The sequence below is a fragment of the Ramlibacter sp. G4-7 genome (genome assembly GCF_057784995.1).
Genome location: NZ_JBYNTT010000013.1, coordinates 30,090 through 54,564, shown reverse-complemented (window position 1 = coordinate 54,564; position 24,475 = coordinate 30,090). Strand labels below are relative to the sequence as shown.

Here is a 24,475-nt window from a genome sequence, read left to right as displayed (position 1 = left end):
ACCCGCGGCGATCACACGGACAACCGCGCTCGCCGCATCCAGTGCTGCCTCGCCGCCGGCCTCCAGCCCGCCAGGCTTGTAAGGCCTCCTGCCCTCGGCCAGGAAGTACCACGTCCGGCGTCGCCTCTGCCAGCAGCGTCATAGCACACCCGAACTGCTGGCCCGAATCGGTCTACAAAACAGAGCGACTGCCCCCGACCCGCCCGCTGCTTGCGAGCACGCATGATGGCTTCATCAACTTTCGGAGAAGACGTAGATGAACAAGTTCAAACAGGCCGCTGCAATCATGGCCCTGGGGACGGCGTGCGCGATTCCGGTGTTCGCGCAAGACACGTCGTCCACGACGACGTCGCAGCCAGGCAGCAATGCGACCGCCCAGTCAGCCCAGACCGCGCCGAGCACGCAGGCGATGGGTGCCAGCCCGAGCGACACGGAGCGTCACGTTGGCACCGAAAATCACCGGGACATCGGATGGCTTGGTTTGCTGGGCCTTGCCGGGCTCCTGGGACTTCGACGGCGCCACGACGACAGGCGCGACAACTACAACCGCACGACCACCGCACGCTAGCAAGAAGAAGACTCCCCTTCAACTGGCGATCGAGCCCGCCTTAGCGCGGGCTCTTTTTTTTGGCGAGACCGCCTTCACATCGTCCTGCACTGCCGATGCAGGCGCGCTGCCGCTGTCGAAAGGTTTTGTTTTTCCCACGTTGCACTAAGCTGCGCACGTGCGAGCACATCACGATTTCGACGCGCAGGTAACGCAGGGCTGCGAGGCTTTCCGCGAGCGCCAGTGGGAGCGGGCGTTCGAGCTCCTGTCCGCAGCGGATGGCGCGGGCACGCTGGTCCCGGACACGCTGGAGCAGCTCGCATGGGCGGCGCGATGGACAGGACGGTATGCCGAATGGGCACGTGACGCTCAACGCGCGGTAGAGATGTACGTCCAGGTCGGCAAGCTCAGGGGAGCTGCGCGCCTGGCGATCTACCTCGCCCAACACTACTTTGACGCGGGCAAGGAGGCGGTGTCGCAAGGCTATGCTGCCCGCGCAAGCCGACTGCTCGAGCAGGAACCCGAATGCGCCGAACACGGACTGGAAGCCTGGTTCTCCTGCTGGCGTTCGCTCGCGCGCGGCGAAGTCGAGGCGGGTCGGCTATGCGCCGAGCGCGCGGTTGCCATTGGCCGCAAATACGGAGACGGGGCCGTAGAGGGTCTCGGCACCCTCTGGCTCGGACGCGCCCTGGTCGCGGACGGCCGGAGCGCGGAAGGAGTCCAGCTCCAGGACGAGGCGTGCGCGCTGGCCGCCTCCAGCCATCTCGAACCGTTTGCTGCCGGGATGATCTTCTGCTCGATGATCCACGGTTGCGTGAGCCGATCCGACTGGGGCCGCGCCATGGAATGGACGAACGTGCTTGGCGGCTGGATCGAGCGCGAGTTGGTAAGCTGGTTTCCGGGCCTCTGCCGCCTGCATCAGGCCGAGGTCCACCGAGTTCGCGGCGCGCTGCGAGAAGCGGAGGCGGATACCGACATAGCCCTGCAGGCGCTCCTGGTGGCCAACCCGCGCATGACCGGCTGGGCGTACGCAGAACTTGCCGAGATTCGACTGCGGCGCGGCGATCTCGAGGGTGCCGACGAAGCTTGCAAACGCGCGGTCGAGCTTGGCGTGGATCCGCAGCCGGTACTGGCCCGCTTACGCCTTGCCCAAGGCAATGCCGCCAGTGCCCTGCGCATGATCCAGCGCGCGGTGGAAAGCCCCGTCCTCCTCATGCGAGAGCGGCGCGTGAATACGCTTCCGACGCTCGCAAGCTGCGCGCTTGCAGTCGGAAACCTGGAACTCGCGCGTCGAGCCGCGCAAGAACTCGAGCGGCTGGCTCTTGATCTGGGCACACCAGGGCCCCTCGCGGACGCGGCGTTCACCAAAGGCGCGGTGCTGCTCGCGGAAGGTCGTGCCGAGGAAGCGGCCGATGCCCTGCGCCGCGCACGTACCCTGTTTCGGGAGATCGATGCGCCCTACGAGAGCGCTCGTGCGCAGGCAGTGCTAGCCGAGGCGCTCACAAACCTCGGCGATCCCGAATCGGCCGCCATCGAATTGACGGCAGTCCTCTCCACCTTCGAGCAGATCGGCGCCGCACTGGATTCCGCGTCGACCAAGCGCCAGCTCATGCGGCTGCCGGCGAGTACTGTCAGGGTCCCCAGCCGTCAGGCACGCACCTTCATGTTCACCGATATCGTCGAATCCACCCGTTTTCTCGATGCTGTCGGCGACGAGGCCTGGCAACGGTTGCGTGGGTGGCACGACCGCACTTTGCGAGCATGCTTCGAGTGCTTCGAAGGCACCGAAGTCGAACACGCGGGGGACGGCTTTTTTGTCGCGTTTGCGAAATCCGAGCAGGCCCTGCAGTGCGCCATTGCGATCCAGCGCCGCCTCGCGGCGCACGGGGACGAACACGGCTTCGCCCCCCGGGTGCGCATAGGCGTGCACGCGGCAGAGGCTTCCGTTGTCGGTAGCGAGTACGTCGGAAAGGGCGTGCACGAGGCGGCGCGCATCGCCGCTGTAGCCACGGGCGGCGAAATCGTGGCCAGCCGGTCGACGCTGGAGTCTCTTTCGCTCTCCATCCAGCACGGCGAAGAAAGGCAAGTCAGTCTGAAAGGCTTGTCGACGCCGATGACGATCGCCACCGTGCCTTGGCAGCCTCAGAACTCAAGCTAGTCGAGCCCACGAGTCCACGCTACCGGCGGGCCAGACGGAACCGCTCGGCTTCCAGGATGATGGATCCGGACCTGCCCGTCTCCTCACTTGTCGAGGAGATTCAGCGTCCCGAGCAGTTTCGTCATGCGCACCTTGTCCTGCTGGACGAAGGCGGTGGTTTCCGCAGGGCTCAGGTCCATGCGTTCGGCGCCCGACGCGGTGAGCGTTTTCTGGTACGCCGGGTCGTCACCGGCTTCGGCCACGGCCTTGCGGAGCACTTCGATCACGGCGGGCGGCGTGCCCTTCGGCACGGCCAGCGTGTACCAGGTGGAGACTTCGGTTCCGGCGAACCCGGCTTCGGCCAGCGTGGGCACCTGGGGCAGCACGGGAGACCGCTTTGCCCCGCCGTAAGCCAGCGCCTTGAGCTTGCCCTGCTCGATGAAGGGCTGCGCGGCGGCCAGGTTGAGCATGCCCATCATGACCTGCCCGCCCAGCAGGTCCTTCAGCGCCGGCGCCGCGCCGGAATACGGCACGTGCGTGGCACGGATGCCGGCACGCTGCAGGAACGCCTCGGCGCCCAGGTGGGTCGCGCCGCCGGTTCCGGCCGATGCGTAGTTCAGCTTGCCGGGCTCGCGTTTTGCCAGGGCGATGAGGGCCTGCAGGCTGTCGACGCCCAAGGCCGGATTGACGACCAGCACGTTCGGCTGGTTGGCGACCACCGCCACGAAAGCGAAGTCGCCAACGCCGTCGTAGGAGATCTTCTGCATCAGCGGCGTGACCACATGGCCGGCCGAAGTGCCGACCAGCAGGGTGTAGCCGTCCGGCTTGGCGCGCGCCACGAAGCCGGTGCCGATCGTAGCGGCGCCGCCGGCCTTGGCGTCGACGATGACGGGCTGCTTCAGCCGCTGTTCCAGCTGATGCGCGAGGGCGCGCGCCATGGTGTCGGCGGGACCGCCCGCCGCGTAAGGGTGGACCAGGGTGACCGGCCGGGATGGCCAGGCCTGCTCTGCCAGGGCCGGCGGCAGGACGAACAGGGCGGCCGCCAGGCAGAGAAGAATCCGACGGTAATGGGTGGACAAGGGGTGCATGGGGTCCTCGGGATGATCCGTCCGATTCTGGGCACGCGACCGGCCGCGAGCCATCTCCGCGTCGGCAAAGCTGCGATGCGGGCTTGCGCATCCCTCGCCGGGCGCGCACGCGCGACACTCGCCGCATGGACGATTTCATCTTCGTGGACGGCGAGGGCCTGGACACCGCCGAGGCCTACCGGCTGGTGATCGGCTGCGTGGTGCCGCGGCCGGTGGCGTGGATCACCACCGTCGACGCGGCGGGCCGCGTGAACGCGGCGCCCTTCAGCTCCTACAACTACGTGGCGACCAGCCCGCCCATGCTGGCGGTGAACATCGCCCTGCGCGAGGGCGAAACCAAGGACACGGCGCGCAACATCCGCGAAAGCGGGGAGTTCGTCGTCAACGTCGCCACCGAAGCAAACTTCGAGGTGATGCACGCCTGCGGCGAGAACTACGCGCCGCAGCACAGCGAGACCGAGGCGCTGGGCATCGAGCTGCTGCCCAGCCGCAAGGTGCGGCCGCCTCGCATCGCCATGGCGCCGGTGCAGATGGAGTGCCGCCTGGACCAGGTCGTCGTGCTCGGACGCGGCATCAACACGCTGTTCATCGGCGAAGTGGTGGCCTTCCATCTTTCACCGCAGGTGTACGACGGCAAGCGCGTGGACAGCGTCAAGCTGCGGCCGGTGGCGCGCCTGGGCGGACCGTTCTATGCCGGGCTTGGCGAGATCTACCACCGGCCGATGCTGCAGCGTCCGCCCGGCGGCGAAGGCTGGCAGGCGCCGGCCGATAGCGCGCCGGGCTGAAAGCGATCCGCCGCTCGCGCGCGGCGTCAGGACCGCCACATGCCTTGCGCGGCCATCTCGCCGACGATGCCCACGATGTGGCCGGCGACCGCCGTCACGGCGCGCGACGGCCCTTTGGCCCGCGAGAACGCCAGCGCCACGGTGCGCTGGAACGGCGGCTCGACGATGCGCGCCGCCTGCAGCTTGCCCTCCTGCACCTCCTGCCACACGGCATGCAGCGGCAGCACGGTGTACAGGCCTTCCTGCGCGGTCAACTGCTTCTGCAGCGGCAGCGAATCGGCTTCGATCACCGGCGCCAGCGTGATGCGGGCCTGGCGCGCGCCCGCATCGAGCGCCGTGCGCAGTCCGTTGGGTGCGCCCGGCAGGATGAAGGGCAGGTCGTCGAGGCTGGCGAAGGGCACCTGGCCGTCGGCCGTGAGCCGGTCGCCGGACCGGCCGATCAGGTAGCTGTCCACCGTGGCCAGGGTTTCCTCCCCCTCTGGCAGCGTGGCGGTGTAGCGGTAGAGGATGGCGATGTCCACGCGGGCGTCGGCGAGCCATTCCTCGACCTGCCCGCTGGAGCCTTCCAGCACCTTCAGGCTCACGCCGGGCAACTGCGCGCGCACGGCGGCGAACAGGCGGCCGGTGAGGATGGTGCCGATGGAAGGCAGGCTCCCCAGGGTGACGGTGCCGACCGGTTCGCGCAGGTCGGCCCGGATGTCGTGCTCCAGCGCCTGCGCGCGTTCCAGCAGTTCCTTCACCTGGGGGAACAGGCGCTGCCCCGCCTCCGACAGTTCCACGCCGCGGCCGGTGCGGTTGAACAGGCGCGTGCCGCATTCGCGCTCCAGCGCATTCACCTGCCGGCTCAGGAAGGACTGGTTGCTGTCCAGGAACAGCGCGGCGCGCGTGAGGCTGCCGAGTTCGGCGATGGCGACGAACGAGCGCCATTTCTGGAGATCGGCTGCGATGTCCAGTTCGTATTCGGTGGCCCGGGCCTTGTGCATCGGCAGCGATTATCGGACCGACCGCTGCGGCCAGTCAGCCTCGCGCTGCGTGGCGCCCCAGGAAGTCCAGCACGACCCGGTTGAAGGCGTCCGGCTGCTCCCAGTTCGCGCAGTGCCCCGCCTCCTGGATGACGGCCGTCTCCGCGGTGGGCATGTGTTGCGCCTGCATGCGCAGCAAGGCGGGAGGCGTGTAGAGGTCGCCATCACCGGTCATGAGCAGGATGGGATGGCGGATGGTCTCCACGCGCGCCCAGGTCATGGGCCAAGGGCGTTCGGGCACGATGGGCGGGCCCGACCGAGCCTGCCTGGACAGCGCCAGCCACGCCTGCACGCCCGCCGGATTGGCGGCACGGTACGACGGGTGCAGTTCCTTGAAGTCGATCGGCAAAGCGTCGAAGGCCGGCGGCCGCAGCCGGGCATTGGCCTCGGCATACTCCAACTCCGAAGGGTCGATGCCCAGGTACGACGATGCGATGGTCAGGGTGCGCAAGCGCGTGGGATACAGCAGCGCGAAGTCCAGCGCGTAGAAGGCGCCCAGGGCGAGAGCGACGAGATGGGCCTTCCCGATGCCGCGGTCGTCCAGGAGTTTGCACAGGTCGTCCGCCGCCCTGCCGGGACGATCGGGATCGCCCGCCTCGGAGCGCCAGCAGCCGCGCCGCGAATAGCCGATGCACCGGTAACCCGCGCCGGCGAACACCGGCTGCTGGTAACCCCATCCCGCCCCGCTCTGGCTTCCCGCATGCAGGAACACCACGGGCTCGCCGGTGCCACCGGTATCCCAGTACCAGAGCCGGCAGCCCCCGACATCGGCCATGCCTTCGACGGCGGGCGCCTGCGGCGGCAGGCAGGGGCAGTGGCTCATTCCACCTTGGCGCCGGACGCCTTGACGATGCGCGCCCATCGGCGGATCTCGCTGCGGATCAGGGCGGCGAATTCCTCCGGCGTGGAGGCGGCGGGCTCGATGCCGAGGGCCGTGAGTTGCCGGTGCATGCCGGGGTCCGCCATGGCGCGGATCACGGCCGCATGCAAGGCGGTCACCGCCTCCTTGCTGGTGCCGGCCGGCGCCAGCACGCCCAGCCAGTTGGAGACCTCGTAGCCGGGCAGGCCCGCCTCGGCCAGCGTGGGCACTTTCGGCAACGCCGCCATGCGCGTGCGCGAGGTCACCGCCAGCGCATGCACCCGGCCCGACTTGATGTGCTCCTCGTACACCGTGAACGAGTCGAACGTCGCGTCGACCCGGCCCGCCAGCAGGTCGGTGAGCAGCGGCGCGCTTCCCTTGTACGGAACGTGCACCAGGTCGACACCGGCCAGGCTTTCGAACAGCGCGCCGGAGAGATGGCTGGAGCTGCCGTTGCCGGCAGAGCCGTAGGTCAAATGGCCTGGTTTCGCCTTGGCCGCGGCGACCAGTTCGGCGACGGTTCGCGCCTGCACCGAAGGGCCCACCACCAGGACGCGCGGGGTGATGTGCGTCAAGGCCACTGGCGCGAAGTCCTTCAACGGGTCGTAGCGCAACTTGGGATAGAGGGCCGGGTTGATGGCCTGGGTGCCCATGGTGCCGAACAGCAGCGTGTAGCCGTCGGCCGGCGCGCGGGCCACGATCTCGCACGCGACCGTCCCGCCGGCGCCGCCCCGGTTGTCGATCACGACCTGCTGCCCCAGCTGCTCGCCCAGGTGCTGCGCCAGCCCGCGCGCCATCAGGTCGGCCGCGCCACCGGCCGGAAACGGCACCACCAGCCGCAGCGGCTTGTCGGGAAAGGCGGCCCAGGCCGCCAGCGGGGTTGCGGCAAGGGCGGCGGCAGCCGCCAGGAAGCGGCGGCGGATCACGCTCGGCATGTCTTGTCTCCTCGGTTGCGTTCTACTCTAGCCTTCGCAGCGGCCACTGCCCATGCGGCCACAGGCATGGCTGGGTTTCAGCTCGCGTCAGGTCGGGCTTGCATAGCAGCCTTGCGCGGTCGGTGCATGGCTCGAAGGTGCGCCGCTGCCTAGACTGCCGCACCGAACACCAGGAGACATGACATGGCCCACTGCCGCCGCCTTCTTTCCGTGACGACCACCCTGACGCTCGTGGGCAGCCTGTTTGCCGGCAGCGCCGCGCACGCCCAGGAATGGCCTGCCCGGCCGATCAAGCTCATCGTGCCCTATGCGGCAGGCGGCCCGACCGACGCCATTGCGCGGCTGCTGGCGACGAAGGTGGGCGCCGCCCTGCACCAGCCCGTGGTGGTGGACAACCGCGCCGGAGCCGGCGGCACCATCGGCGTGGACGCCACGGTCAAGGCGCCGGCCGACGGCTACACCTTTGCCCTGGTCGCGCCCGGCCCGCTGGCGGGCATGCCCAACCTGATGAAGGCGCCTTATGCGCCGGGCGACCTCCAGTACCTGACGCTGGTGGCGAAGATCCCGAGCGTGCTGGTGGTCAACAGCAAGTCGGGCATCGACTCGCTGGAGGCGCTGGTGAAGAAGGCGAAGGCCGAGCCCGGCAAGCTGAGCTACAGCTCGGCCGGCCCGGGCACCACGCCCCACATCGGCATGGAGATCTTCAAGGACCAGGCGGGCGTCAGCATGCTGCACATCCCGTACAAGGGTGCCGCCCCGGCCATCACGGGGCTGCTGGGCGGCGAGGTGCAGGTCGCCATGGTGGACCTGCTGCCGGTGCTCGCGCACATCAACAATGGTTCGCTCAAGGCCTTGGCGGTGGCCGCCAGCGCCCGCGCCCCCCAATTGCCCAACGTGCCGACCATGGCGGAAAAGGGCCTGCCCGGCGTCACGATGGAAACCACCTACGGCATCGTCGCGCCCAAGGGCGTGCCGCCGGCCATCGCGAACAAGCTGCGCGACGCGTTCATTGCAGCGGTCGAAGCGCCGGAGACCAAGCAGCAATTCCTGCAGCAAGGCGCGCTGCCGGTCACCTCCACCGCCGCCGAATACCAGCGGCTGATGCAGGCGGAATCGGTCAAGTGGAAGGACATCATCGGCAAGGCGAAGATCACGCTGGAGTGACCGGCTGCCATGAACATCGCCACCGCTACCCTGCATCCCTGCACGCAGGCACTGGCCGACCCGCAGTGGAAGTTCGCACGCGCGCAGGTGCCGCAGTTGGAGGGCTGGGTGCTGCGCCTGGCCGACCAGGACGGCAACGAGGGGCTGGGCTACTGCCACGCCATTCCGGCGATCTCCACCCACGGTGCCGGCGCCGAGGCCGGCCTTGCCTTCCTGGCGCAGCGCCTGGTGGGGCGCCCGGTGGACGATCTCGCCGGCACGATGGAGGAGATCGACGCCACGCTGGCCTACCAGCCGACCGTCAAGGCCGCGATCGACATGGCGCTGCACGACCTGCTGGCGCGCCGCCTGGGCGTGCCGGTGCACGTGCTGCTGGGCGGCAAGCTGCGCGACGCGGTGCCGCTGTCGCGCATCCTGCCGATCAAGTCGCCCGATGACATGGCCGCCAACGCGGGCCGGCTGGCGGGCGAAGGCTACAGGCAGCTGAAGCTGAAACTCTCCGGTGATACCGACCTGGACGTCCAGCGCATCGCTGCCGTGCGCGCCGCGGTCGGCGAAGGCGTGGCGCTGACGCTGGACCCCAACCAGTCGTACAACGCCAAGCAGATGATCGCCGCCTTCGGCCGCATGGAGCGCTACGGCATTGCGCTGATCGAGCAGCCGGTGCCGGCCGCGGACTTCGCCGGGCTCGCCCTGCTCACGCGTACCCTGCCGGTGGCGATCGAGGCCGACGAGAGCGCGCAGAGCGTGCGCGACGTGTTCCGGCTGGTGTCGGAGCGCGCGGTCGACGTGATCAACCTGAAGGTCACCAACCTGGGCGGCATCCGCCGCTTCCTGCAGGCGGTGCGCATCTGCGAGGCCGGCGAGGTCGGCTGCCGCATCGGCGCCGCCTTCGGTCCGGCGCTGCTGCAGGCCATGGCGCTGCAGGCCGCCTGCGTGGTCCGGCGCCTGCCCTACGCCTGCGAACTGTCGGAACACCTGCACCTGCGGGACGACCCCTTCACGCCGCTGCCGGTGCAGGATGGCCAGCTGCGGCTGCCGTCCGGACCGGGATGCGGCGTCACCTACAAGAACCAAGGACCCCAGTGAAAAGAAGCATTCGCAAGATCGCCGCCGTGCTGCTGGCTGCATGCGCCATGGGCGCCGCGGCCCAGGACTATCCCAACCGGCCATTGCGGCTGGTGGTGCCCTTCGCTCCGGGCGGTGGCGCCGACATCGTCGCCCGCGCCGTCGCTGCACCGCTGGCCAGGCGGCTCGGGCAACCGGTGGTGGTGGACAACAAGCCTGGCGGTGGCGCCACCCTGGGCGCGGACATCGTCGCCAAGGCGCCGGCCGACGGCTACACCTTGCTGTACACGACGCCGGGCCCGCAGATGGCCAACCCCTGGCTGATGGCGAAGCTGCCCTACGATCCCGAGCGCGACCTGGTGCCGGTGTCCGAAGTGGCGATCGTGCCCAACGTGCTGGTGGTCAACAAGGACCTGCCCGTGCGCACGCTCAAGGAGTTCATCGCCTACGCCAAGGCCCGTCCCGGCAAGATCAACTTCGCCAGCGCCGGCCAGGGCGCCAGCAGCCACCTCGCGGGCGAGCTCTTCAAGCAGTCGGCCGGCGTCTTCGTCGTCCACATTCCCTATCGCGGCACCGGGCCGGCACTGACCGACCTGCTCTCGGGGCAGGTGCAGATGGCCATCGACAGCATCGCCGTGTACAAGCCGCACATCGACAGCGGCGCCTTGCGCGCGCTCGGTGTCGCCACCTCCGCGCGCTCCCCCTTGCTGCCCGGCGTGCCGCCGATCGCCGACGAGCTCAAGGGCTTCGAGGCGGCGCCGGTGAACTACATCTCGGTGCCGGCCAGGACACCGCAGGCCGTGATCGACCGGCTCAATCGCGAGATCAACGCCGTGCTGCGCTCGCCCGAGCTGAAGGAACAGCTCGCCGCCAGTGGCGTCATCCCCCAGGGCAGCACGCAGGCCGAGATGGCCGCCCTGATCCGCAGCGAGGCTGCGAAGTGGAAGAAGGTGATCGAAGTCTCCGGCGCCAAGCTCGACTGAATCCGGACAAGGATAGGACCCACCATGAACGACCTGACCCAGCTCGAAGTCCGCATCGAGGACTTCGTTGCCACCCTCACCCTCAATGTGCCGCCAGTCAACGCGCTGACCCGCACGCTCAACGACGAACTCACCCTCGCGCTGGACCGGATTTCCGAGATGGACGAGGTGCGGGCGGTGGTGCTGACGGGCGCCGGCAAGGTGTTCTGCGCCGGCGCCGACCTCAAGGGGCGCAAGGACGTGATCAAGGGCCCCGGCGACCTCCCGGCGCACTCGCGCCGCACCCGTGAATGCTTCCATGCGATCCGCGAATGCGCCAAGCCGGTGGTGGTCGCCATCAACGGCGCTGCGCTCGGCTCGGGCCTGGCGATGGTGGCCTCCAGTGACATCCTGGTCGCATCCGACAAGGCTTCCCTCGGCATGCCGGAAGTGGACGTCGGGCTGCTCGGTGGCGGTCGCCACGCGATGCGGCTGTTCAGCCATTCGCGGCTGCGCCGCATGGCCCTGACCGGCATGCGCGTGGACGGCGCGGAGCTCTACCGCCTGGGCGTCGTCGAGGCCTGCGTGCCGCCGGAGGAATTGATGCCCAAGGCACTGGAGATCGCTCGCACCATCGCCTCCAAGAGCCCGATCGCCACGCGCATGTTCAAGCACACCCTCAACACGATCGAGGACATGAGCCTGCGCGACGGCTACCGGTACGAGCAGGACATGACCGCCCAGATCGGCAAGACCGAAGACGCCAGGGAGGCGCAGCTCGCCTTCGCCGAGAAGCGGGCCCCGGTCTTCACCGGCCGCTAGGAACCCGGCCCTGCTGTCGCTCGGGTGATCGACGGGGGCGGCTATAACCGGGTCCAATCGCCGCGTCGTCCCAAGGAGAGACCCATGTTCGCCGAACCGTCCCCGAAATCCGCCGAGTTGCTGCAACGCCTGCGCGCCTTTTTCGACCAGCATATCTACCCCAACGAGGAACGCTACCACCGCGAAACGGATGCGTTCCGGCGGGCGGGCAATCCCTGGCAGGTGGTCCCGCTGATCGAGGAGCTCAAGCCCAAGGCGCGCGCAGCCGGCTTGTGGAACATGTTCCTGCCGCACCCCTACCAGGGCCATGGCGGCATCTCCAACCTCGACTACGCGCCGCTGTGCGAGGTGATGGGGCGGGTATCGTGGTCCGGCGAGGTGTTCAACTGCTCCGCCCCCGATACCGGCAACATGGAGACGCTGGAACGCTACGCCACCGACGCGCAGAAGAAGCAATGGCTGCAGCCCCTGCTGGCCGGCGAAATCCGTTCGGCTTTCCTGATGACGGAGCCGGCCGTGGCCTCGTCGGACGCCACCAACATCCAGTGTTCCATCCGGCGCGAGGGCGAGCACTACGTGATCAACGGCCGCAAGTGGTTCTCGTCGGGCGCCGGCAGCCCGCGGTGCCAGATCTTCATCGTGATGGGCAAGACCGACCCCGACGCGCCACGCCATGCGCAGCAGTCGATGGTGCTCGTTCCCCGCGACACTCCCGGCGTCACGATCCTTCGGCACCTGTCCGTGTTCGGCTATGACGACGCGCCGCACGGCCACATGGAGGTGGCGCTGGACAACGTCCGGGTGCCGGTGGACAACATCCTGCTGGGCGAGGGACGCGGCTTCGAGATCGCCCAGGGCCGCCTCGGGCCCGGCCGCATCCACCACTGCATGCGCTCCATCGGCGCCGCCGAACGCGCCCTGGAACTGATGTGCGACCGCCTGCAGAAGCGCGTCGCCTTCGGCAAACCCCTCGCCGAGCAGTCGATCTGGCACGAGCGCATCGCGGAGTCGCGCTGCATGATCGACCAGGCCCGGCTGCTGACGCTGAACGCAGCCTGGAAGATGGACACCGTGGGCAACAAGGTGGCCCGCGCCGAGATCGCGATGATCAAGGTGGTGGCGCCCAACATGTCGTGCAAGGTCGTGGACTGGGCCATCCAGGCCCACGGCGGCGGCGGCGTCAGCCAGGACTTCTGGCTGGCCGAGGCCTACGCGCACCAGCGCACCGTCCGGCTGGTCGACGGACCGGACGAGGTGCACCGCAACGCGATCGCCAAGCTGGAGCTGGCCAAGCACCGGTAGAACTCCGGGTATGCGCGCAGGCGCATCACAGGGTTGACAGCGGGCGGCTAGTCGGGCGGCGGGGCGAATCCGAGAATGCAGCAGCACCAAGGAGATTCGCCAATGAGCACCGCCACCGGCCCGCTGTCGCACGTCAAGGTCCTCGACCTCAGCCGCATCCTGGCCGCACCCTGGGCCGGCCAGATCCTGGCCGACCTCGGCGCCGAAGTCATCAAGGTCGAGCGCCCGGGCGCCGGTGACGACACGCGCACCTGGGGGCCTCCCTTCCTGAAGGACGCGCAGGGCCGCGACACCAAGGAGGCCGGCTACTACCTGGCGGTGAACCGCGGCAAGCGTTCGATCACGGTGAGCCTCGAGAAGCCCGAGGGCCAGAAGATCGTCAGGGAACTGGCGGCGAAGGCGGACATCGTGCTGGAGAACTACAAGGCCGGCACGCTGGCGCGCTATGGCCTGGACGAGGCATCGCTGCGCAGGATCAACCCGCGTCTCATCTATTGCTCGGTCACCGGCTTCGGCCAGACCGGGCCGCGGCGCGACCAGCCCGCGTACGACTTCCTGATCCAGGCCATGGGCGGGCTCATGAGCGTGACGGGCGAGAAGGACGGCAAGCCGGGCGGCGGACCGCAGAAGGTGGGCGTGCCCATCGTGGACCTCATGACCGGCATGTACACGGCCGTATCGGTGCTGGCCGCGCTCGCGCGCCGCAACGAAACCGGCGTCGGCGGCAACATCGACATCGCGATGCTGGACGTGCAGGTGGCCACGCTCGCCAACCAGGCCATGAACTACCTGGTGTCGGGCAAGGTTCCGCGCCGCAACGGCAACGCGCACCCGAACATCCAGCCGCAGGACGTGTATACCTGCGCCGACGGTGACGTGATCCTGGTGGTGGGCAACGACGGCCAGTTCGGCAAGCTGTGCCAGGTGTTCGGCCATGCCGAATGGGTCGCCGACGAGCGCTTCGCCACCAATGCGCAGCGGGTGAGGAACATCGGCGAGCTCTCGGCGCTGCTGCGCGATGCGTTCGCCGAATGGGAGCGCGAGAAGCTGATTGCGGCGCTGGACACCGCGGGCGTTCCCTGCGGCCCCATCAATACCGTGGCCGACGTGTTCAAGGAGCCCCAGGTGCAGGCGCGCGAGATGCTGCGGCGCGTGCCGCATCCGGCCGGCGTGGACGTGCCGCTGGTCGCGAGCCCGATCCGGTTCGACGGGGACACCTTGCCGATCCGGTCGGCCCCACCGCTGCTGGGCCAACACAGTGCCGACATCCTCTCGGAGCTCGGCTATGCGCCCGCGGACATCGCCGCGCTGCGCGAACAGGAGGTGATCTGATGGCCGGCAAGCTGACCTTGCACTGGTCGCCGAAGTCGCCTTACGTGCGCAAGGTGATGGTGTGCGCCCACGAGCTCGGGCTGGTGCCGCGCCTGGAACTGGTGCGTTCGGTGGCCGCCATGCTCAAGCCCAATCCCGCCATCATGGCGGTGAACCCGCTGTCCAAGATTCCCACGCTGGTGCGCGAGGACGGCTCGGTGCTGTTCGACTCGGTGGTGATCTGCGAATACCTGGACGACCTGGCCGACGGCAGGCTGTTTCCGCGCGAAGGCGAACCCCGATGGCAGGCGCTGCGCTGGCACGCCTTTGGGGACGGCCTGCTGGATGCGCTGATCCTGTGGCGCAACGAGCGCGAGCGCGCCGTGCCGCTGCAGCCGCTGCTGGATGCCTTCGAGCTGAAGGTGCGCGCCTCGCTGGCCCTGCTCGATGCGGAAGCCGCTGCCCTCGGCGCGGCGCCCTTCTCCATCGGCACGCTCACCGTGGGGTGTGCCCTGGGCTACATCGACTACCGCTTCGATGCGCTGGGATGGCGTGCCCTTGCGCCGCGCCTCGCGCAATGGCATGCGCAGCTGTGCAAGCGCCCCTCCTTCCAGGCGACCGAGCCCATCGATGGCTGAGCCCTTGCCAGGTGACCACGACTGTCCCGGGCGCCGGGCTTCTTTCAGCGGTACAGGCGGCCGGGATTGGTCGACAGCACCTGCTGCACGACCAGGTCGCTGCCGGCCCAGTCCATGAACATGTCCAGCAACTGCACGGCGTCCGGCGTGGGCGTGACGCGCAGGTGCGGCCAGTCGCTGCCCCAGACCAGGCGTTCGGCGTTCGCGGCCACCATCGCCTGCTGGAAGGGGCGACCGACTTCCCAGTCCGGCTCGTTCAACAGGTTGCGATAGGCGCACAGCTTCACCCAGGCCTTGCCGCTTTCCAGCAGCGCCAGCAGCGCGCGGAAGCCGGCATCGCCGACGCCGGCCCTGGCGTCGAAGCCGCCCATGTGGTCGATCACGACCGGCACCGGCAGCTTGCGCAGTTCGTCCGCGATCTCCGGCAGCACCTTGCAATCGGTCCACAGCTCCGCGTGCAGGCCGGCATCGGCCAGCGCGGGCGCCAGTGCGCGCAGGTCGGCCAGCGAAGCGCTGCCGGCGAAGTTGGCGCCGGCGCCGCTGCGGTGGCTGAAGCGCGCGCCGCGCACGCCCCGCTCGCGCAGGCCGGCCAGCGACAACGGGCTGCCGGGCCGCACGACGACCACGCCACGCAGCGCGGGCTGCGATGCCAGCGCATGCAACAGCAGGGAATGGTCGTCACCATAGGCGCTGGGATGCACCAGCACGCCGTGTTTCAGCCCGAGGCGACGCAGCAAGGCCCCGTATTGCGCCTGGATCGCTTCCGGCGGCGTGTAGCTGCGGTCGGCGGCGAGCGGAAAGCGCTCGTAGGGCCCGAACAGGTGGGCGTGGCAATCCCAGCCGTCGGTGACCGCGTTCTCGTTCACTTCGCCTCCTGGTGCTGGGGCAACGGAAAGGCGGCGGACACCCCTTCCGGCAGCGGGATCTCGTGGCAGTTGAGGGTCATCGCGACCATGGTGTAGTAGCCGATCAGCGCGGTCAGCTCCACCACCGTGCGCGCGCCCAGCCGATCCACCGCCCGGGCATAGGTGGCATCGGACACCGATTTGTCGCGATTGAGTTCGACGGCGTAGCGCCAGACGACGGCGTCCTCCTCCGACAGGGCGGGCGGCTCGACCTGCGCCAGCAGCGCATCCAGGACCGCCGGTTCGATGCCGGCCTTCTCGCCTTCGATGCGATGCGCGTACCACTCGAAGGGCGAGTTGCAGGCGCGCCCGGTCACCAGGATGGCAATTTCCGACAGCCGCGGCGGCAGCGAGGTGCCGTAGCGCAGCAGCGCGCCCAGCGCCTGCCACTTGTCGGCGAGCTCGGGATTGTGCAGGGCCGCGCGCAGGGGCCCCTGGATCTTGCCGCGCGGGCCGGAAACGATCTTGTCGAGGATGGCGCGCTGGGCGGCGTCCATGGACTCATTGGGAAAGAGCGGGATGCGGGGCATGGAAGCATGATAGGCAGCGGGGGCCGGACGCACGCGCGCCGGCCGGCAACGCTGGATTGCGTCAAACGGCAATGCAGGCGCGTGAGCCGCCGGGCTTGCGCGGGCGCGCAAGGCTGTCATGGCCGCCGGCCCCTTGCGCGGCACGGGCGGACCGCCAAGAATAGCCAGCTTGGAATCCAGTCCGCCTGCCACCGACGCCCCCGGGCCCCTGAATGGCTTCGTCGTGCTCGACCTGGGCCGCGTGCTGTCCGGGCCGTGCTGCACGACGATGCTGCGCGATCACCCTCGCGTGAGCGCATGGTTCGCATAGCGATCCTCGACGACTACCAGGGCGAGGCACTGCGCCTGGCACCCTGGCAGTCGCTGCCCGCGGGCACGCAGGTGCAAGCCTTCCGCGACACGGCGGCAAACGAAGACGAATTGGTGCGGCGGCTTGCGGAATTCGAGGTGGTGGTCGCCATGCGCGAGCGCACCGCCTTCCCCGCCTCGGTGATCGAACGGCTGCCGAAACTGCGCCTGTTGGCGAGTACGGGCATGCGCAATGCCGCGATCGACCTTGCGGCCTGCCGCCGGCGCGGCATCGTGGTCGCTGGCGCGCGCGGCTCGCCGAACGGGCGCGGCAGCACGTGCGAGACCGCCTGGGCGCTGATCCTGGCGCTGTCCAAGAAGCTGCTGCCGTCCGACCGGGCCCTGCACGAAGGCCGCTGGCAGCCGGTGATGGCCGGAGGGCTCATGGGCAGCGTGCTCGGACTCGCCGGACTGGGCAACGTCGGCAGCCGCATGGCGCAGGTCGGCCGCGCCTTCGGCATGGAGGTGATCGCCTGGAGCCCACACCTGACGGCGGAGCGCGCCGCGCAGCATGGCGCGAAGGCGGTCAGCTGCGACGAACTCTTCGCCCAGGCCGACATCCTCTCGCTGCACCTGGTGCTGGGCGAGCGCACGGCCGGCCTGGTGTCGGCGGAGCGGCTGGCGCGGATGAAGCCGGATGTAATGCTGGTGAACACGGCGCGCGCCGGCCTGGTCGACGAACAGGCGCTGGTGCAGGCCCTGCAGCAAAGGCGCATTGCCGGCGCCGGGCTCGACGTGTTCTGGCAGGAGCCGCTGCCCGCCGGTCACGCCCTGCTGGCCCTGGACAACGTGGTGCTCACTCCGCACCTCGGCTACGTGACGCGGGACAACCTCTGCGCCTTCTACGGCGGGGTGGTGGACAACATCCTGGCCTGGCTCGAAGGCCGGCCCGTGCTGGCGCTGCAAGAGCCCGCACCCTGATGAGGGTGCCTGATCCCGGAATCGAGCCGCGCCTTCATGGCTCCGCGCCGTGGGGGCACGCAGCCGTTGGCTCCAAGGTGCCATTGAGCGCAACAGTCGGCACAGCTACCGTCCGCTGTGCTCCGCCTCACGCCGTGCCCCTGCCCGCCACCCAGCCGCGACCGGCTGCGCCGGCCGTGGTGGGTCCGCATGCTTTTTCCTCGCCGCGCGATGTATAAGTGCCTGCGCTGTGACGCGATGATGCTGCTCAAGCAGCCAAAGTGATCCGGGCCGAACGAACGAACCTCGGGGCCGACCTACGCTGACGGGCCGGTCTCCTGCACGCACTTCTTGACGTTGCTGTTCTTCGCTGCCCCGGCGAGCTTCTTCTCGGTCGCCGCGACTTCGCACTTGGCCTTCACGTCGGTCTCGCACTTCTTCACGAAGGAGTTTCGAGCGGCTCCGGCGAGCTTCTTCTCCTTGGCTGCAGACATGCACGCGGAATCGGCCGCAGCATGGGCGAACGACGAAGCAACGGCGAGCAGTATCAGGGCGGCGAGTTTGTTCAAGATGGTCTCCAGGTGACGCAGCGCGCGAGATCGGTCAGTAGGTTGCGGCCACGACGGGCCAGCGTTGCGGCAGTCGCTGCAAGACTTCCAGCCAGACCGGGGCCACTCTCTGTGGCACACACAGTTCACGCTCAGAAAAGGTGGCACGACGCGTGCGGCCCTGCGGATCGACCCACGCGCAAAGAAACAGGTCGCCCACCAACGCCTCGACAAGCATCGTCGGCCCACCCGCTTTCTGTCGCACCAGATCGCCCTCGTTGAATGAGCGGTCGCACTTCATTGATCACTCCGAAAGTTTTCGAGCCACTCCACGAGAAGGGTTGCCCTCTGCCTCGTGTCCGATGGGCCTGGCGGCAGGGAGCTCGTCGCGATATTGCTTCAGACCGGTGTCGGGAAGGCGTTGAACACGACCATGGCGTCTGTAGGAGAACATCTCCTTGCGCAGGACCCGGGTGCCGCCGCGCCGTTCATCGGACGACGGATACATTTCGCACCATAACTCATGCAAATCAACTACAAAGTTACCTCTAAATTCTTATGTCTGGAGGGTGACCTTGAGCGCATCCGTATTCGACTGGCGATCCGGCGGGGAGTCGCTTCTGCTGCGGGAGTTGAAGAAGCAGGGCCACAGAGACGGCAGTACCCGAAGGTCGAGGGAGCTTCACGCCCTCGACAAGGCTGAGCAGGAACGTCAGCCGCAGTCGCGGGAAAAACTCACTTCGGAATGCCTCCCCGCGTGGCCACGGCGACGCACCATCGGAACAGGAGACGGTCCGGCCGCTGGTGCGGCCCGCAGCGAACCCTGAATGTGCACGCACACGACCGGGCCAGGCTGCGTCGCCAACCAGGCCCGCACCACGGCGTACCGGTGTGGCCGTTCGGCGTAGACTGAGGTTTCTCCGTCCATGTAGCCGGTCAGCCTTTGTGCCCCTGACCTGCGAGCGCAGCTCCGACGATCTTGCTTTGCACCTGACGAGGTGCAGCCGATGCAGGGTCAATTTCTCCCCACTTCCGAGCCGCGCTGTGACGCGTTCAATCTCATCTCCGCGCTCTACGCCTACGACCTCGCCAGCACGAAGCTGGTGGAGAACTGGCTCGACATGGAGCTGTATGCCGAGTTCAGCAAGCAGATTGACGTGATACGCGAGCACGGCGTTGCTGTTCCCCCGCTCACGGTGCTTTCCCTGCAGCTTGTCATTGCGCATTCAGAGCTTCTCTGCACGATGTGGCAGAACTCCTCCGTTGGCGTGAACCCGGTAAAGCTGCAGGACGTAAAGGCGCGCCACACCGCCTCGGTCCATGCGCTTGCCGCTGCCGCCGCCCGGCTGCTCAGGAACGACTGAGCTCCGTGCAGGTGCGCGGAAGCGCGCAGCGGCACTTCTGCCGGGCGTCAGGGGGCCGAAAGTTCGGGGATGAGGGCCTCGCCGGACGCCATCGGCAATTCGGGCGCGAGATAGCGCAAACCGATGTCCACCGTGGAGCGTTCGCCCAGTTGCGCACCGTGCTCTCGCAGCCAGGCATCGCAGGCGCGGTGGCCGTCCTGCCGCAGCATCTCGAACAGCACGCGTGAGACCGTGCGCTTGATCGACGGCTCGTTCTCGAGCGCTGCCGCCGGCCCCTCGGGCATGCTGAGAACGTGCATGCGGATGCTCGCCCCCGCGACGTTGTTGTTGATGGTGTCCAGCGCGCGCAGTTCCGACAGCAGTCCCGTGATCGATCCGATCTCGTTGATGCGGTTGAGGATGTTCTTGGCCGACCGGGGAGTTTCGGGCCGGTATTGCGGTGTGAGCTCGACCATGAAGATGTCGGAGTCGAGGTTCTTCTCGTACAGCGGCCACAGGGCGGGATTCGACGCATAGCTTCCGTCCCAGTAGGACTCGCCATCGATGTTCACCGCCTGGAAGGACAGCGGCGCGCACGCGGACGCCAACAGGGCGTCCATGCTCATTTCAGCCGGGCCGAACACCCGCGGGCGGCCGCTTCGCACGTGCACCGCGTTGACGAACAACTGCGGCGCCGCACCTGGCCGGCGAAGCAACGCCTCGTCCACGACGGACGCGAGGATGTGGCGCAACGGGGCGTGCCCGAGCGGGTTGACCTGGTAAGGCGACAGCAGCGGCATCGCGTCATCCCAGAGGCCGAAGCCCGGCTTGCGTAGCGGCAACATGAGAAAGGTCATGAGCGATCCCGCTTGCGCCACCTTGTTCCACAACATCGCAAGGTGATCTCTGGCGCCTTGGCGCCCGCCACGTGCCAGCCCGGTAGCAAGCGCGGCGCCGTTGAGCGCGCCAGCGCTGGTTCCGCTGATCCGGTCGATGTGCAGGTGCTCCTCGTCCAGCAGCCGATCCAGGACGCCCCAGGTGAAGGCTCCGTGCGTCCCGCCCCCCTGCAAGGCGAGATTGAGATGCACATCGCGTGCAGGAGGCTTCATGGCCATCGGTCGCTCCAATCCAAAGCTCCATGTTGGGCGTTTCGGCCGGACGCGGCGGTCAGGGGATGACGGCAGTCAGGCGGGGCCTGCGTCTACGGGGAGTTGCGTAGTCATGCCGAGCACGGCACGCGTGAAGTGCCAGCGCCGTGCGGTCTTCGTCTTGACCGGGACTGGCTTGCTTTTGCCAAAACTTGCTGGATCCGGCCTGGTCTTGATCCTGCGGGGATTTGTTATGCCCTCCCCCGTCTCAGATACCCATGAGCGACACAGCACGTTCTCCAGCCACGGGCCGACCCGGCGCGGTTGCGCCAGCTGCTGGCGCTGTGCGACGGTGACCCGTCGCCGCGGATCGCGCAGATCCGCGGCCTTGGCGGCGTCGTAAGCGACTCTCCGTGCGCGGGTTCAGCGGCTGGCGAGATAGCGCGGAGCCGGCGCGTTCCAGCGGACGGCGCCCAACAAGCCCGAGCCGGTGTCCTCGCTCGTGAAGGCACGCACCTGCTCGCGCCGGCGATATTCCGCCCTGAGCGCCTCGCCGACCCGTCGTGCCGTGGAAGTTGCGCAGGGGGTTGTAGCTGATCGACGCGAATGGACCTGGGCCCTGCGCCCTCGGCAATTGCAAATGTCAGAGCGACGGTCGCTCATGGCAGCAGAGAGCACACGTCCCTCCTTCATGGCCCGCGAATAGGCTGCACCAGCCCAAGACTTGCCGTGGAGCCGCGCCTGCGGGAGCGCCGGCTGGCGCGGCACGTGAGGGAAGGCCCTACATCACCGGCGACAGGTTTCCATCGACGTTGACCGAGGTCCCCGTCACATAGCTGGCGAGGTCGGAGGCCAGGAAGCAGGCCACGTTGGCGAACTCCTCCGCCTTGCCCACGCGGCCGAGCGGAATGTTCCTCGCCATCCCGGCCAGGAACGCGTCATAGGAGCCCTCTGCGGTCTGCGCATGCTGGCGCACCCACTGGTCGCTTTCGATCAGGCCGACGTGCAGCGAATTCACCAGCACGTTGTGGGGGGCGCCTTCACCCGCCAGCACCTTGGTCAGCGCCATGCCTGCCGCGCGCGAGACGGTGGTCGGGGCGCTCGCGGCCCTCGGTGCCTTTGCACCGATGTTCAGTACATTGATGACGCGGCCCCAGCGCCGCTCGACCATCTGGGGCCAGGCGAGCCGGGTCAGCCGGATCGCCGCGAACAGCTTGAGGTCGAGGTCTTCCTGCCAGACCTCGTCGGTGATCGACGCGAAGGGGCCCGTGCGCGAGGTGCCCGCATTGTTCACGACGATGTCGACACGGCCCAGCGTCGCCATCACCTGCCCGTAGGCGGAAGCGATGTCCTGCGCCTTCGTCACGTCGCAACGCGCAATCAGCACGCGCGCCCTGGCCGTCTGTTCGACCGCGCGGCGCGCTTCCTCGAGCACCGCCTCGTCCCGGGCGAGCATGGCGACATCCGCACCGCTCGCGGCCATGCGCAGCGCGATGGCGCGGCCGATGCCCTTGCTCCCGCCGGTGACGATGGCCACGCGGCCTTGCAGGTTGAGTTCCATTCTTGCTCCTTCATGGATTGCGATGTTCGGCGGCTGGTGGTGGCGCGACACAGGCGTCACTTTGCACGCCGTGAGCGCTTCGGATCCGTGACTGAAGGATACGGCTCCTTTCCCAGGGCAGCGCCGCTGCAGGCCGCGGCGCGCCTACGGTGCGGCGTTCGCCGAGGTCGCCTGCAGGACCTGCAACAGCGCCTGGGCGCCCGCCGCCGACGAGGCCGGGTTCTGGCCGGTGACCAGCAGGCCGTCGGTGACGACATAGGACTGCCAGTCGCTGGCCTTGCTGTAGAGGCCGCCTGCGGCCTTGAGCATGTCCTCCACCAGGAACGGCACCACCTTGGTCAGGCCGACGGCGGCTTCCTCGCTGTTGGAGAAGCCCGTCACGCGCTTGCCCTTGACCAGCGGTGCGCCGTCGGGCGTCTTGACATCGCGCAGGACGCCGGGCGCATGGCACACCGCCGCCACCGGCTTGCCGGTGGCCAGCGTAGCCTCGATCAAGGCGGCGGAATCGCGGCTTGCGGCCAGGTCCCACAGCGGGCCGTGGCCGCCCGGATAGAACACCGCGTCAAAGTCGTCGGCGCGCATCGACGCCAGCGTGCGGGTGGAGGCCAGGGCCTGCATCGCCGCCTTGTCGGCGCGGAAACGCCGGGTCGCGTCGGTCTGGGCATCGGGTTCGTCGCTCTTGGGGTCCAGCGGAGGCTGGCCGCCCAGCGGCGAGGCGAGCGCGATTTCGGCGCCGGCATCCTGGAACACGTAGTAGGGCGCGGCCAGCTCCTCGAGCCAGAAGCCGGTCTTCTTTCCGGTGTCGCCGAGCCGGTCGTGCGACGTGAGAACCATCAGGATCTTCATAGGGGACCTCGCGATGCCATGGGGGTTGCAGAGCCGGGATGTCCGCACGGCCGCGGCCGCGGGACGTCCCGGATCGACTGCACAGGGTAAGCGATGCGCCGCGGCTGAGCCCGCGCGGATCGGCCCGCCTCAGCATCTGCACGCAACGCCTGCGCATGCAAATGGAAACCGACAGTCCGGCGCGGTCCCGCCGAGCCCGCGCCGGTGCAAGAATGGCTCTCGCCCGCTCACCAGGCAGGCCCGGAGGCGACATGGATCAGGAGCGCTTCGACGTGATCGTGATCGGTGCCGGCCAGGCCGGCCCTTCGCTTGCGGGTCGTTGCGGCGGGGCCGGCATGCGGGTGGCGCTCATCGAGCGGCATCTCCTTGGCGGCACGTGCGTCAACACCGGCTGCTACCCCACCAAGACCCTGGTGGCCAGCGCCCGTGCCGTGCACATCGCGCGCCGCGGCGACGAGTTCGGCTTCGAGACGGGCCCGGTGCGCGTGGACATGCGGCGCGTGAAGGCACGCATGGACGGCATCGTCGGCGCTGCGCGCGCCGGCGTGGAGGACTGGGTGCGTGGCATGAAAGGCGTGGAATGGATCACGGGCCACGCCTACTTCACGGCCCCGCGCACACTACGCGTCGGCGAGCGCGAGCTGAAGGCGGACAGGATCTTCATCAACGTAGGCGCGCGCGCGGCGCGGCCGCCGCTGGAGGGCATAGCGACTGTCACCACGCTGGACAATGCCTCGGTGCTGCAGTTGCAGGAAGTGCCCCGGCATCTCGTCGTCGTGGGCGGCAGCTACATCGGCCTGGAGTTTGCGCAGCTGATGCGACGCTTCGGCGCCGAAGTGAGCGTCGTGGAGCGATCGCCTCGCCTGCTGCCGCGCGAGGACACGGACGTGGCCGAGGAGGTGCAGGCCATCCTGGAGCGCGAAGGCGTCGGCTTCCACCTGGGGTCCGAATGCGTCGCGTTCGCGCCGGGAGAAGGCACGGTCCGCGTGCGAGCGCAATGCAAGCCGCAGGACTTCTGGCTGGAAGGCAGCCACGTGCTGCTCGCCATGGGCCGCACGCCAAATACCGGCGACCTGGGGCTGGAACCGGCCGGAATCCGCGGGGACAAGCGTGGGTTCATCGAGGTGGATGACCAGTGCCGCACCAGCGCCGAAGGCGTCTGGGCGGTCGGCGAATGCAACGGCCGCGGCGCCTTCACGCACACGGCATGGAACGACCACGAGATCGTCGCCGCGAACGTGCTGCACGGCGAGGCGCGCAGCCTGCGCGACCGGATCCCCTGCTACGCGCTCTTCACCGACCCGCCGCTCGGCCGCGCCGGCATGAGCGAGCAGGAAGTGCGGGCCACAGGCCGCCCCGCATTGGTCGGGAAGAGGCCCATGGACCGCGTCGGCCGCGCCAAGGAAGCGGGCGAGACGCAGGGTTTCATGAAGGTACTGGTCGATGCGCAGACGCGGCAGATCCTCGGGGCGTCTCTGCTGGGTCTGGCGGGCGATGAAGTGGTGCACGTCCTGCTCGATGCAATCGCCAACGGCATCACGGCCGACGCGCTTGCGAGGACGATGCACATCCACCCGACGGTGGCGGAGCTTGTTCCGACGCTGTTGCAGGACCTGCGCCCCCTGGCGCGCTCATGTTGAGCGCTGTCGCCGAAGATGACCGCCATTGGCCGAGAGCTCCAGCGCCTCCACGTTCAGCGGCCACCGCCTTGCGGCGACACCGTCGCCCGCCGGCGGCTCACGCTGCCGATGCAAGCTGACCTACAG

At 68.6% G+C, this 24,475-nt stretch carries 24 protein-coding genes; 13 read left to right on the top strand and 11 right to left on the bottom strand.

Going from position 1 to position 24,475, the window contains the following annotated elements; genetic code table 11:
- Positions 1-256: 256 nt before the first annotated feature.
- Both AC3EGR_RS18060 and AC3EGR_RS18055 read left to right on the top strand, forming a co-directional pair.
- Positions 257-568 carry a WGxxGxxG family protein gene (locus AC3EGR_RS18060; protein WP_488547898.1) on the top strand — a complete coding sequence of 104 codons (312 nt, stop codon included), beginning with the start codon at positions 257-259 and terminating at the stop codon, positions 566-568.
- 157 nt (positions 569-725) lie between these two features.
- Entirely contained in the window at positions 726-2,705 is a 1,980-nt protein-coding gene (locus tag AC3EGR_RS18055; protein ID WP_488547897.1) for an adenylate/guanylate cyclase domain-containing protein, read from the top strand.
- Positions 2,706-2,788: 83 nt separating this feature from the next.
- On the opposite strand, the gene AC3EGR_RS18050 is transcribed toward AC3EGR_RS18055, so the two are convergent.
- The gene (locus AC3EGR_RS18050) at positions 2,789-3,772 is read right to left on the bottom strand and encodes a Bug family tripartite tricarboxylate transporter substrate binding protein (RefSeq protein ID WP_488547896.1); all 984 of its coding nucleotides are present in this window, start codon (positions 3,770-3,772) and stop codon (positions 2,789-2,791) included.
- Positions 3,773-3,897: 125 nt separating this feature from the next.
- Between AC3EGR_RS18050 and AC3EGR_RS18045 the strand changes: the two genes are divergently transcribed.
- On the top strand, positions 3,898-4,557 hold the full coding sequence (locus tag AC3EGR_RS18045) for a flavin reductase family protein (RefSeq protein ID WP_488547895.1): 660 nt from the start codon (positions 3,898-3,900) through the stop codon (positions 4,555-4,557).
- Positions 4,558-4,583: 26 nt separating this feature from the next.
- Here the strand turns inward: AC3EGR_RS18045 and AC3EGR_RS18040 are convergent, their stop codons facing one another.
- Genes AC3EGR_RS18040 through AC3EGR_RS18030 form a run of 3 tightly spaced genes read right to left on the bottom strand, consistent with a single transcriptional unit; the run spans position 4,584 to position 7,373 of the window.
- Positions 4,584-5,540 carry a LysR family transcriptional regulator gene (locus AC3EGR_RS18040; RefSeq protein WP_488547894.1) on the bottom strand — a complete coding sequence of 319 codons (957 nt, stop codon included), beginning with the start codon at positions 5,538-5,540 and terminating at the stop codon, positions 4,584-4,586.
- 34 nt (positions 5,541-5,574) lie between these two features.
- The gene (locus AC3EGR_RS18035; protein ID WP_488547893.1) at positions 5,575-6,402 is read right to left on the bottom strand and encodes an alpha/beta fold hydrolase; all 828 of its coding nucleotides are present in this window, start codon (positions 6,400-6,402) and stop codon (positions 5,575-5,577) included.
- Positions 6,399-7,373 carry a Bug family tripartite tricarboxylate transporter substrate binding protein gene (locus tag AC3EGR_RS18030; RefSeq protein ID WP_488547892.1) on the bottom strand — a complete coding sequence of 325 codons (975 nt, stop codon included), beginning with the start codon at positions 7,371-7,373 and terminating at the stop codon, positions 6,399-6,401. The genes AC3EGR_RS18035 and AC3EGR_RS18030 overlap by 4 nt, the downstream gene beginning before the upstream one ends.
- A 183-nt stretch (positions 7,374-7,556) precedes the next feature.
- Between AC3EGR_RS18030 and AC3EGR_RS18025 the strand changes: the two genes are divergently transcribed.
- The 7 genes from AC3EGR_RS18025 to AC3EGR_RS17995 all read left to right on the top strand — a co-directional run bounded on the left by AC3EGR_RS18025 (position 7,557) and on the right by AC3EGR_RS17995 (position 14,640).
- Positions 7,557-8,537, top strand: a complete 981-nt coding sequence (locus tag AC3EGR_RS18025; RefSeq protein ID WP_488547891.1) for a Bug family tripartite tricarboxylate transporter substrate binding protein — start codon at positions 7,557-7,559, stop codon at positions 8,535-8,537.
- Between the two features lie 9 nt (positions 8,538-8,546).
- Entirely contained in the window at positions 8,547-9,626 is a 1,080-nt protein-coding gene (locus AC3EGR_RS18020) for a mandelate racemase/muconate lactonizing enzyme family protein (RefSeq protein WP_488547890.1), read from the top strand.
- Positions 9,623-10,588, top strand: a complete 966-nt coding sequence (locus tag AC3EGR_RS18015) for a Bug family tripartite tricarboxylate transporter substrate binding protein (RefSeq protein ID WP_488547889.1) — start codon at positions 9,623-9,625, stop codon at positions 10,586-10,588. The genes AC3EGR_RS18020 and AC3EGR_RS18015 overlap by 4 nt, the downstream gene beginning before the upstream one ends.
- A gap of 24 nt (positions 10,589-10,612) precedes the next feature.
- Positions 10,613-11,389: an enoyl-CoA hydratase/isomerase family protein gene (locus AC3EGR_RS18010; RefSeq protein ID WP_488547888.1), complete on the top strand. Its 777-nt coding sequence runs from the start codon at positions 10,613-10,615 to the stop codon at positions 11,387-11,389.
- Between the two features lie 84 nt (positions 11,390-11,473).
- Positions 11,474-12,691 (top strand): acyl-CoA dehydrogenase family protein, encoded by a 1,218-nt coding sequence (locus AC3EGR_RS18005; RefSeq protein ID WP_488547887.1) that lies wholly within the window; start codon positions 11,474-11,476, stop codon positions 12,689-12,691.
- 102 nt (positions 12,692-12,793) lie between these two features.
- Positions 12,794-14,023, top strand: coding sequence for a CaiB/BaiF CoA transferase family protein (locus AC3EGR_RS18000; protein ID WP_488547886.1), 1,230 nt, complete (start codon positions 12,794-12,796; stop codon positions 14,021-14,023).
- Positions 14,023-14,640 carry a glutathione S-transferase family protein gene (locus AC3EGR_RS17995; RefSeq protein ID WP_488547885.1) on the top strand — a complete coding sequence of 206 codons (618 nt, stop codon included), beginning with the start codon at positions 14,023-14,025 and terminating at the stop codon, positions 14,638-14,640. The genes AC3EGR_RS18000 and AC3EGR_RS17995 overlap by 1 nt, the downstream gene beginning before the upstream one ends.
- A gap of 44 nt (positions 14,641-14,684) precedes the next feature.
- Here AC3EGR_RS17995 and AC3EGR_RS17990 read toward each other — a convergent pair whose 3' ends face one another.
- Positions 14,685-15,506 (bottom strand): amidohydrolase family protein, encoded by an 822-nt coding sequence (locus AC3EGR_RS17990; protein ID WP_488547884.1) that lies wholly within the window; start codon positions 15,504-15,506, stop codon positions 14,685-14,687.
- Positions 15,503-16,075: a carboxymuconolactone decarboxylase family protein gene (locus tag AC3EGR_RS17985; protein WP_488547883.1), complete on the bottom strand. Its 573-nt coding sequence runs from the start codon at positions 16,073-16,075 to the stop codon at positions 15,503-15,505. Before AC3EGR_RS17985 ends, AC3EGR_RS17990 begins: the two co-directional genes overlap by 4 nt.
- 297 nt (positions 16,076-16,372) lie before the next feature.
- Here AC3EGR_RS17985 and AC3EGR_RS17980 point away from each other — a divergent pair, with 297 nt between their 5' ends.
- A complete protein-coding gene (locus AC3EGR_RS17980) occupies positions 16,373-17,344 on the top strand; it encodes a D-2-hydroxyacid dehydrogenase family protein (RefSeq protein WP_488547882.1) in 972 nt (323 codons plus the stop codon).
- Between the two features lie 296 nt (positions 17,345-17,640).
- On the opposite strand, the gene AC3EGR_RS17975 is transcribed toward AC3EGR_RS17980, so the two are convergent.
- Both AC3EGR_RS17975 and AC3EGR_RS17970 read right to left on the bottom strand, forming a co-directional pair.
- Positions 17,641-17,892 carry a hypothetical protein gene (locus tag AC3EGR_RS17975; RefSeq protein WP_488547881.1) on the bottom strand — a complete coding sequence of 84 codons (252 nt, stop codon included), beginning with the start codon at positions 17,890-17,892 and terminating at the stop codon, positions 17,641-17,643.
- A 34-nt stretch (positions 17,893-17,926) separates the two neighbouring features.
- Positions 17,927-18,172 carry a DUF2158 domain-containing protein gene (locus AC3EGR_RS17970; protein WP_488547880.1) on the bottom strand — a complete coding sequence of 82 codons (246 nt, stop codon included), beginning with the start codon at positions 18,170-18,172 and terminating at the stop codon, positions 17,927-17,929.
- Between the two features lie 706 nt (positions 18,173-18,878).
- Here AC3EGR_RS17970 and AC3EGR_RS17965 point away from each other — a divergent pair.
- Positions 18,879-19,235, top strand: a complete 357-nt coding sequence (locus AC3EGR_RS17965) for a hypothetical protein (RefSeq protein ID WP_488547879.1) — start codon at positions 18,879-18,881, stop codon at positions 19,233-19,235.
- Positions 19,236-19,282: 47 nt separating this feature from the next.
- Here the strand turns inward: AC3EGR_RS17965 and AC3EGR_RS17960 are convergent, their stop codons facing one another.
- From AC3EGR_RS17960 to AC3EGR_RS17950, 3 genes are all read right to left on the bottom strand, one after another.
- Positions 19,283-20,329, bottom strand: a complete 1,047-nt coding sequence (locus AC3EGR_RS17960) for a patatin-like phospholipase family protein (RefSeq protein WP_488547878.1) — start codon at positions 20,327-20,329, stop codon at positions 19,283-19,285.
- Between the two features lie 754 nt (positions 20,330-21,083).
- The gene (locus AC3EGR_RS17955) at positions 21,084-21,863 is read right to left on the bottom strand and encodes an SDR family oxidoreductase (RefSeq protein ID WP_488547877.1); all 780 of its coding nucleotides are present in this window, start codon (positions 21,861-21,863) and stop codon (positions 21,084-21,086) included.
- A gap of 144 nt (positions 21,864-22,007) precedes the next feature.
- Complete coding sequence (locus AC3EGR_RS17950; RefSeq protein WP_488547876.1) at positions 22,008-22,709, bottom strand: type 1 glutamine amidotransferase domain-containing protein; 702 nt, start codon at positions 22,707-22,709, stop codon at positions 22,008-22,010.
- A 251-nt stretch (positions 22,710-22,960) separates the two neighbouring features.
- Here AC3EGR_RS17950 and AC3EGR_RS17945 point away from each other — a divergent pair, with 251 nt between their 5' ends.
- Positions 22,961-24,349 carry an FAD-containing oxidoreductase gene (locus AC3EGR_RS17945; RefSeq protein ID WP_488547875.1) on the top strand — a complete coding sequence of 463 codons (1,389 nt, stop codon included), beginning with the start codon at positions 22,961-22,963 and terminating at the stop codon, positions 24,347-24,349.
- Positions 24,350-24,475: the final 126 nt, after the last annotated feature.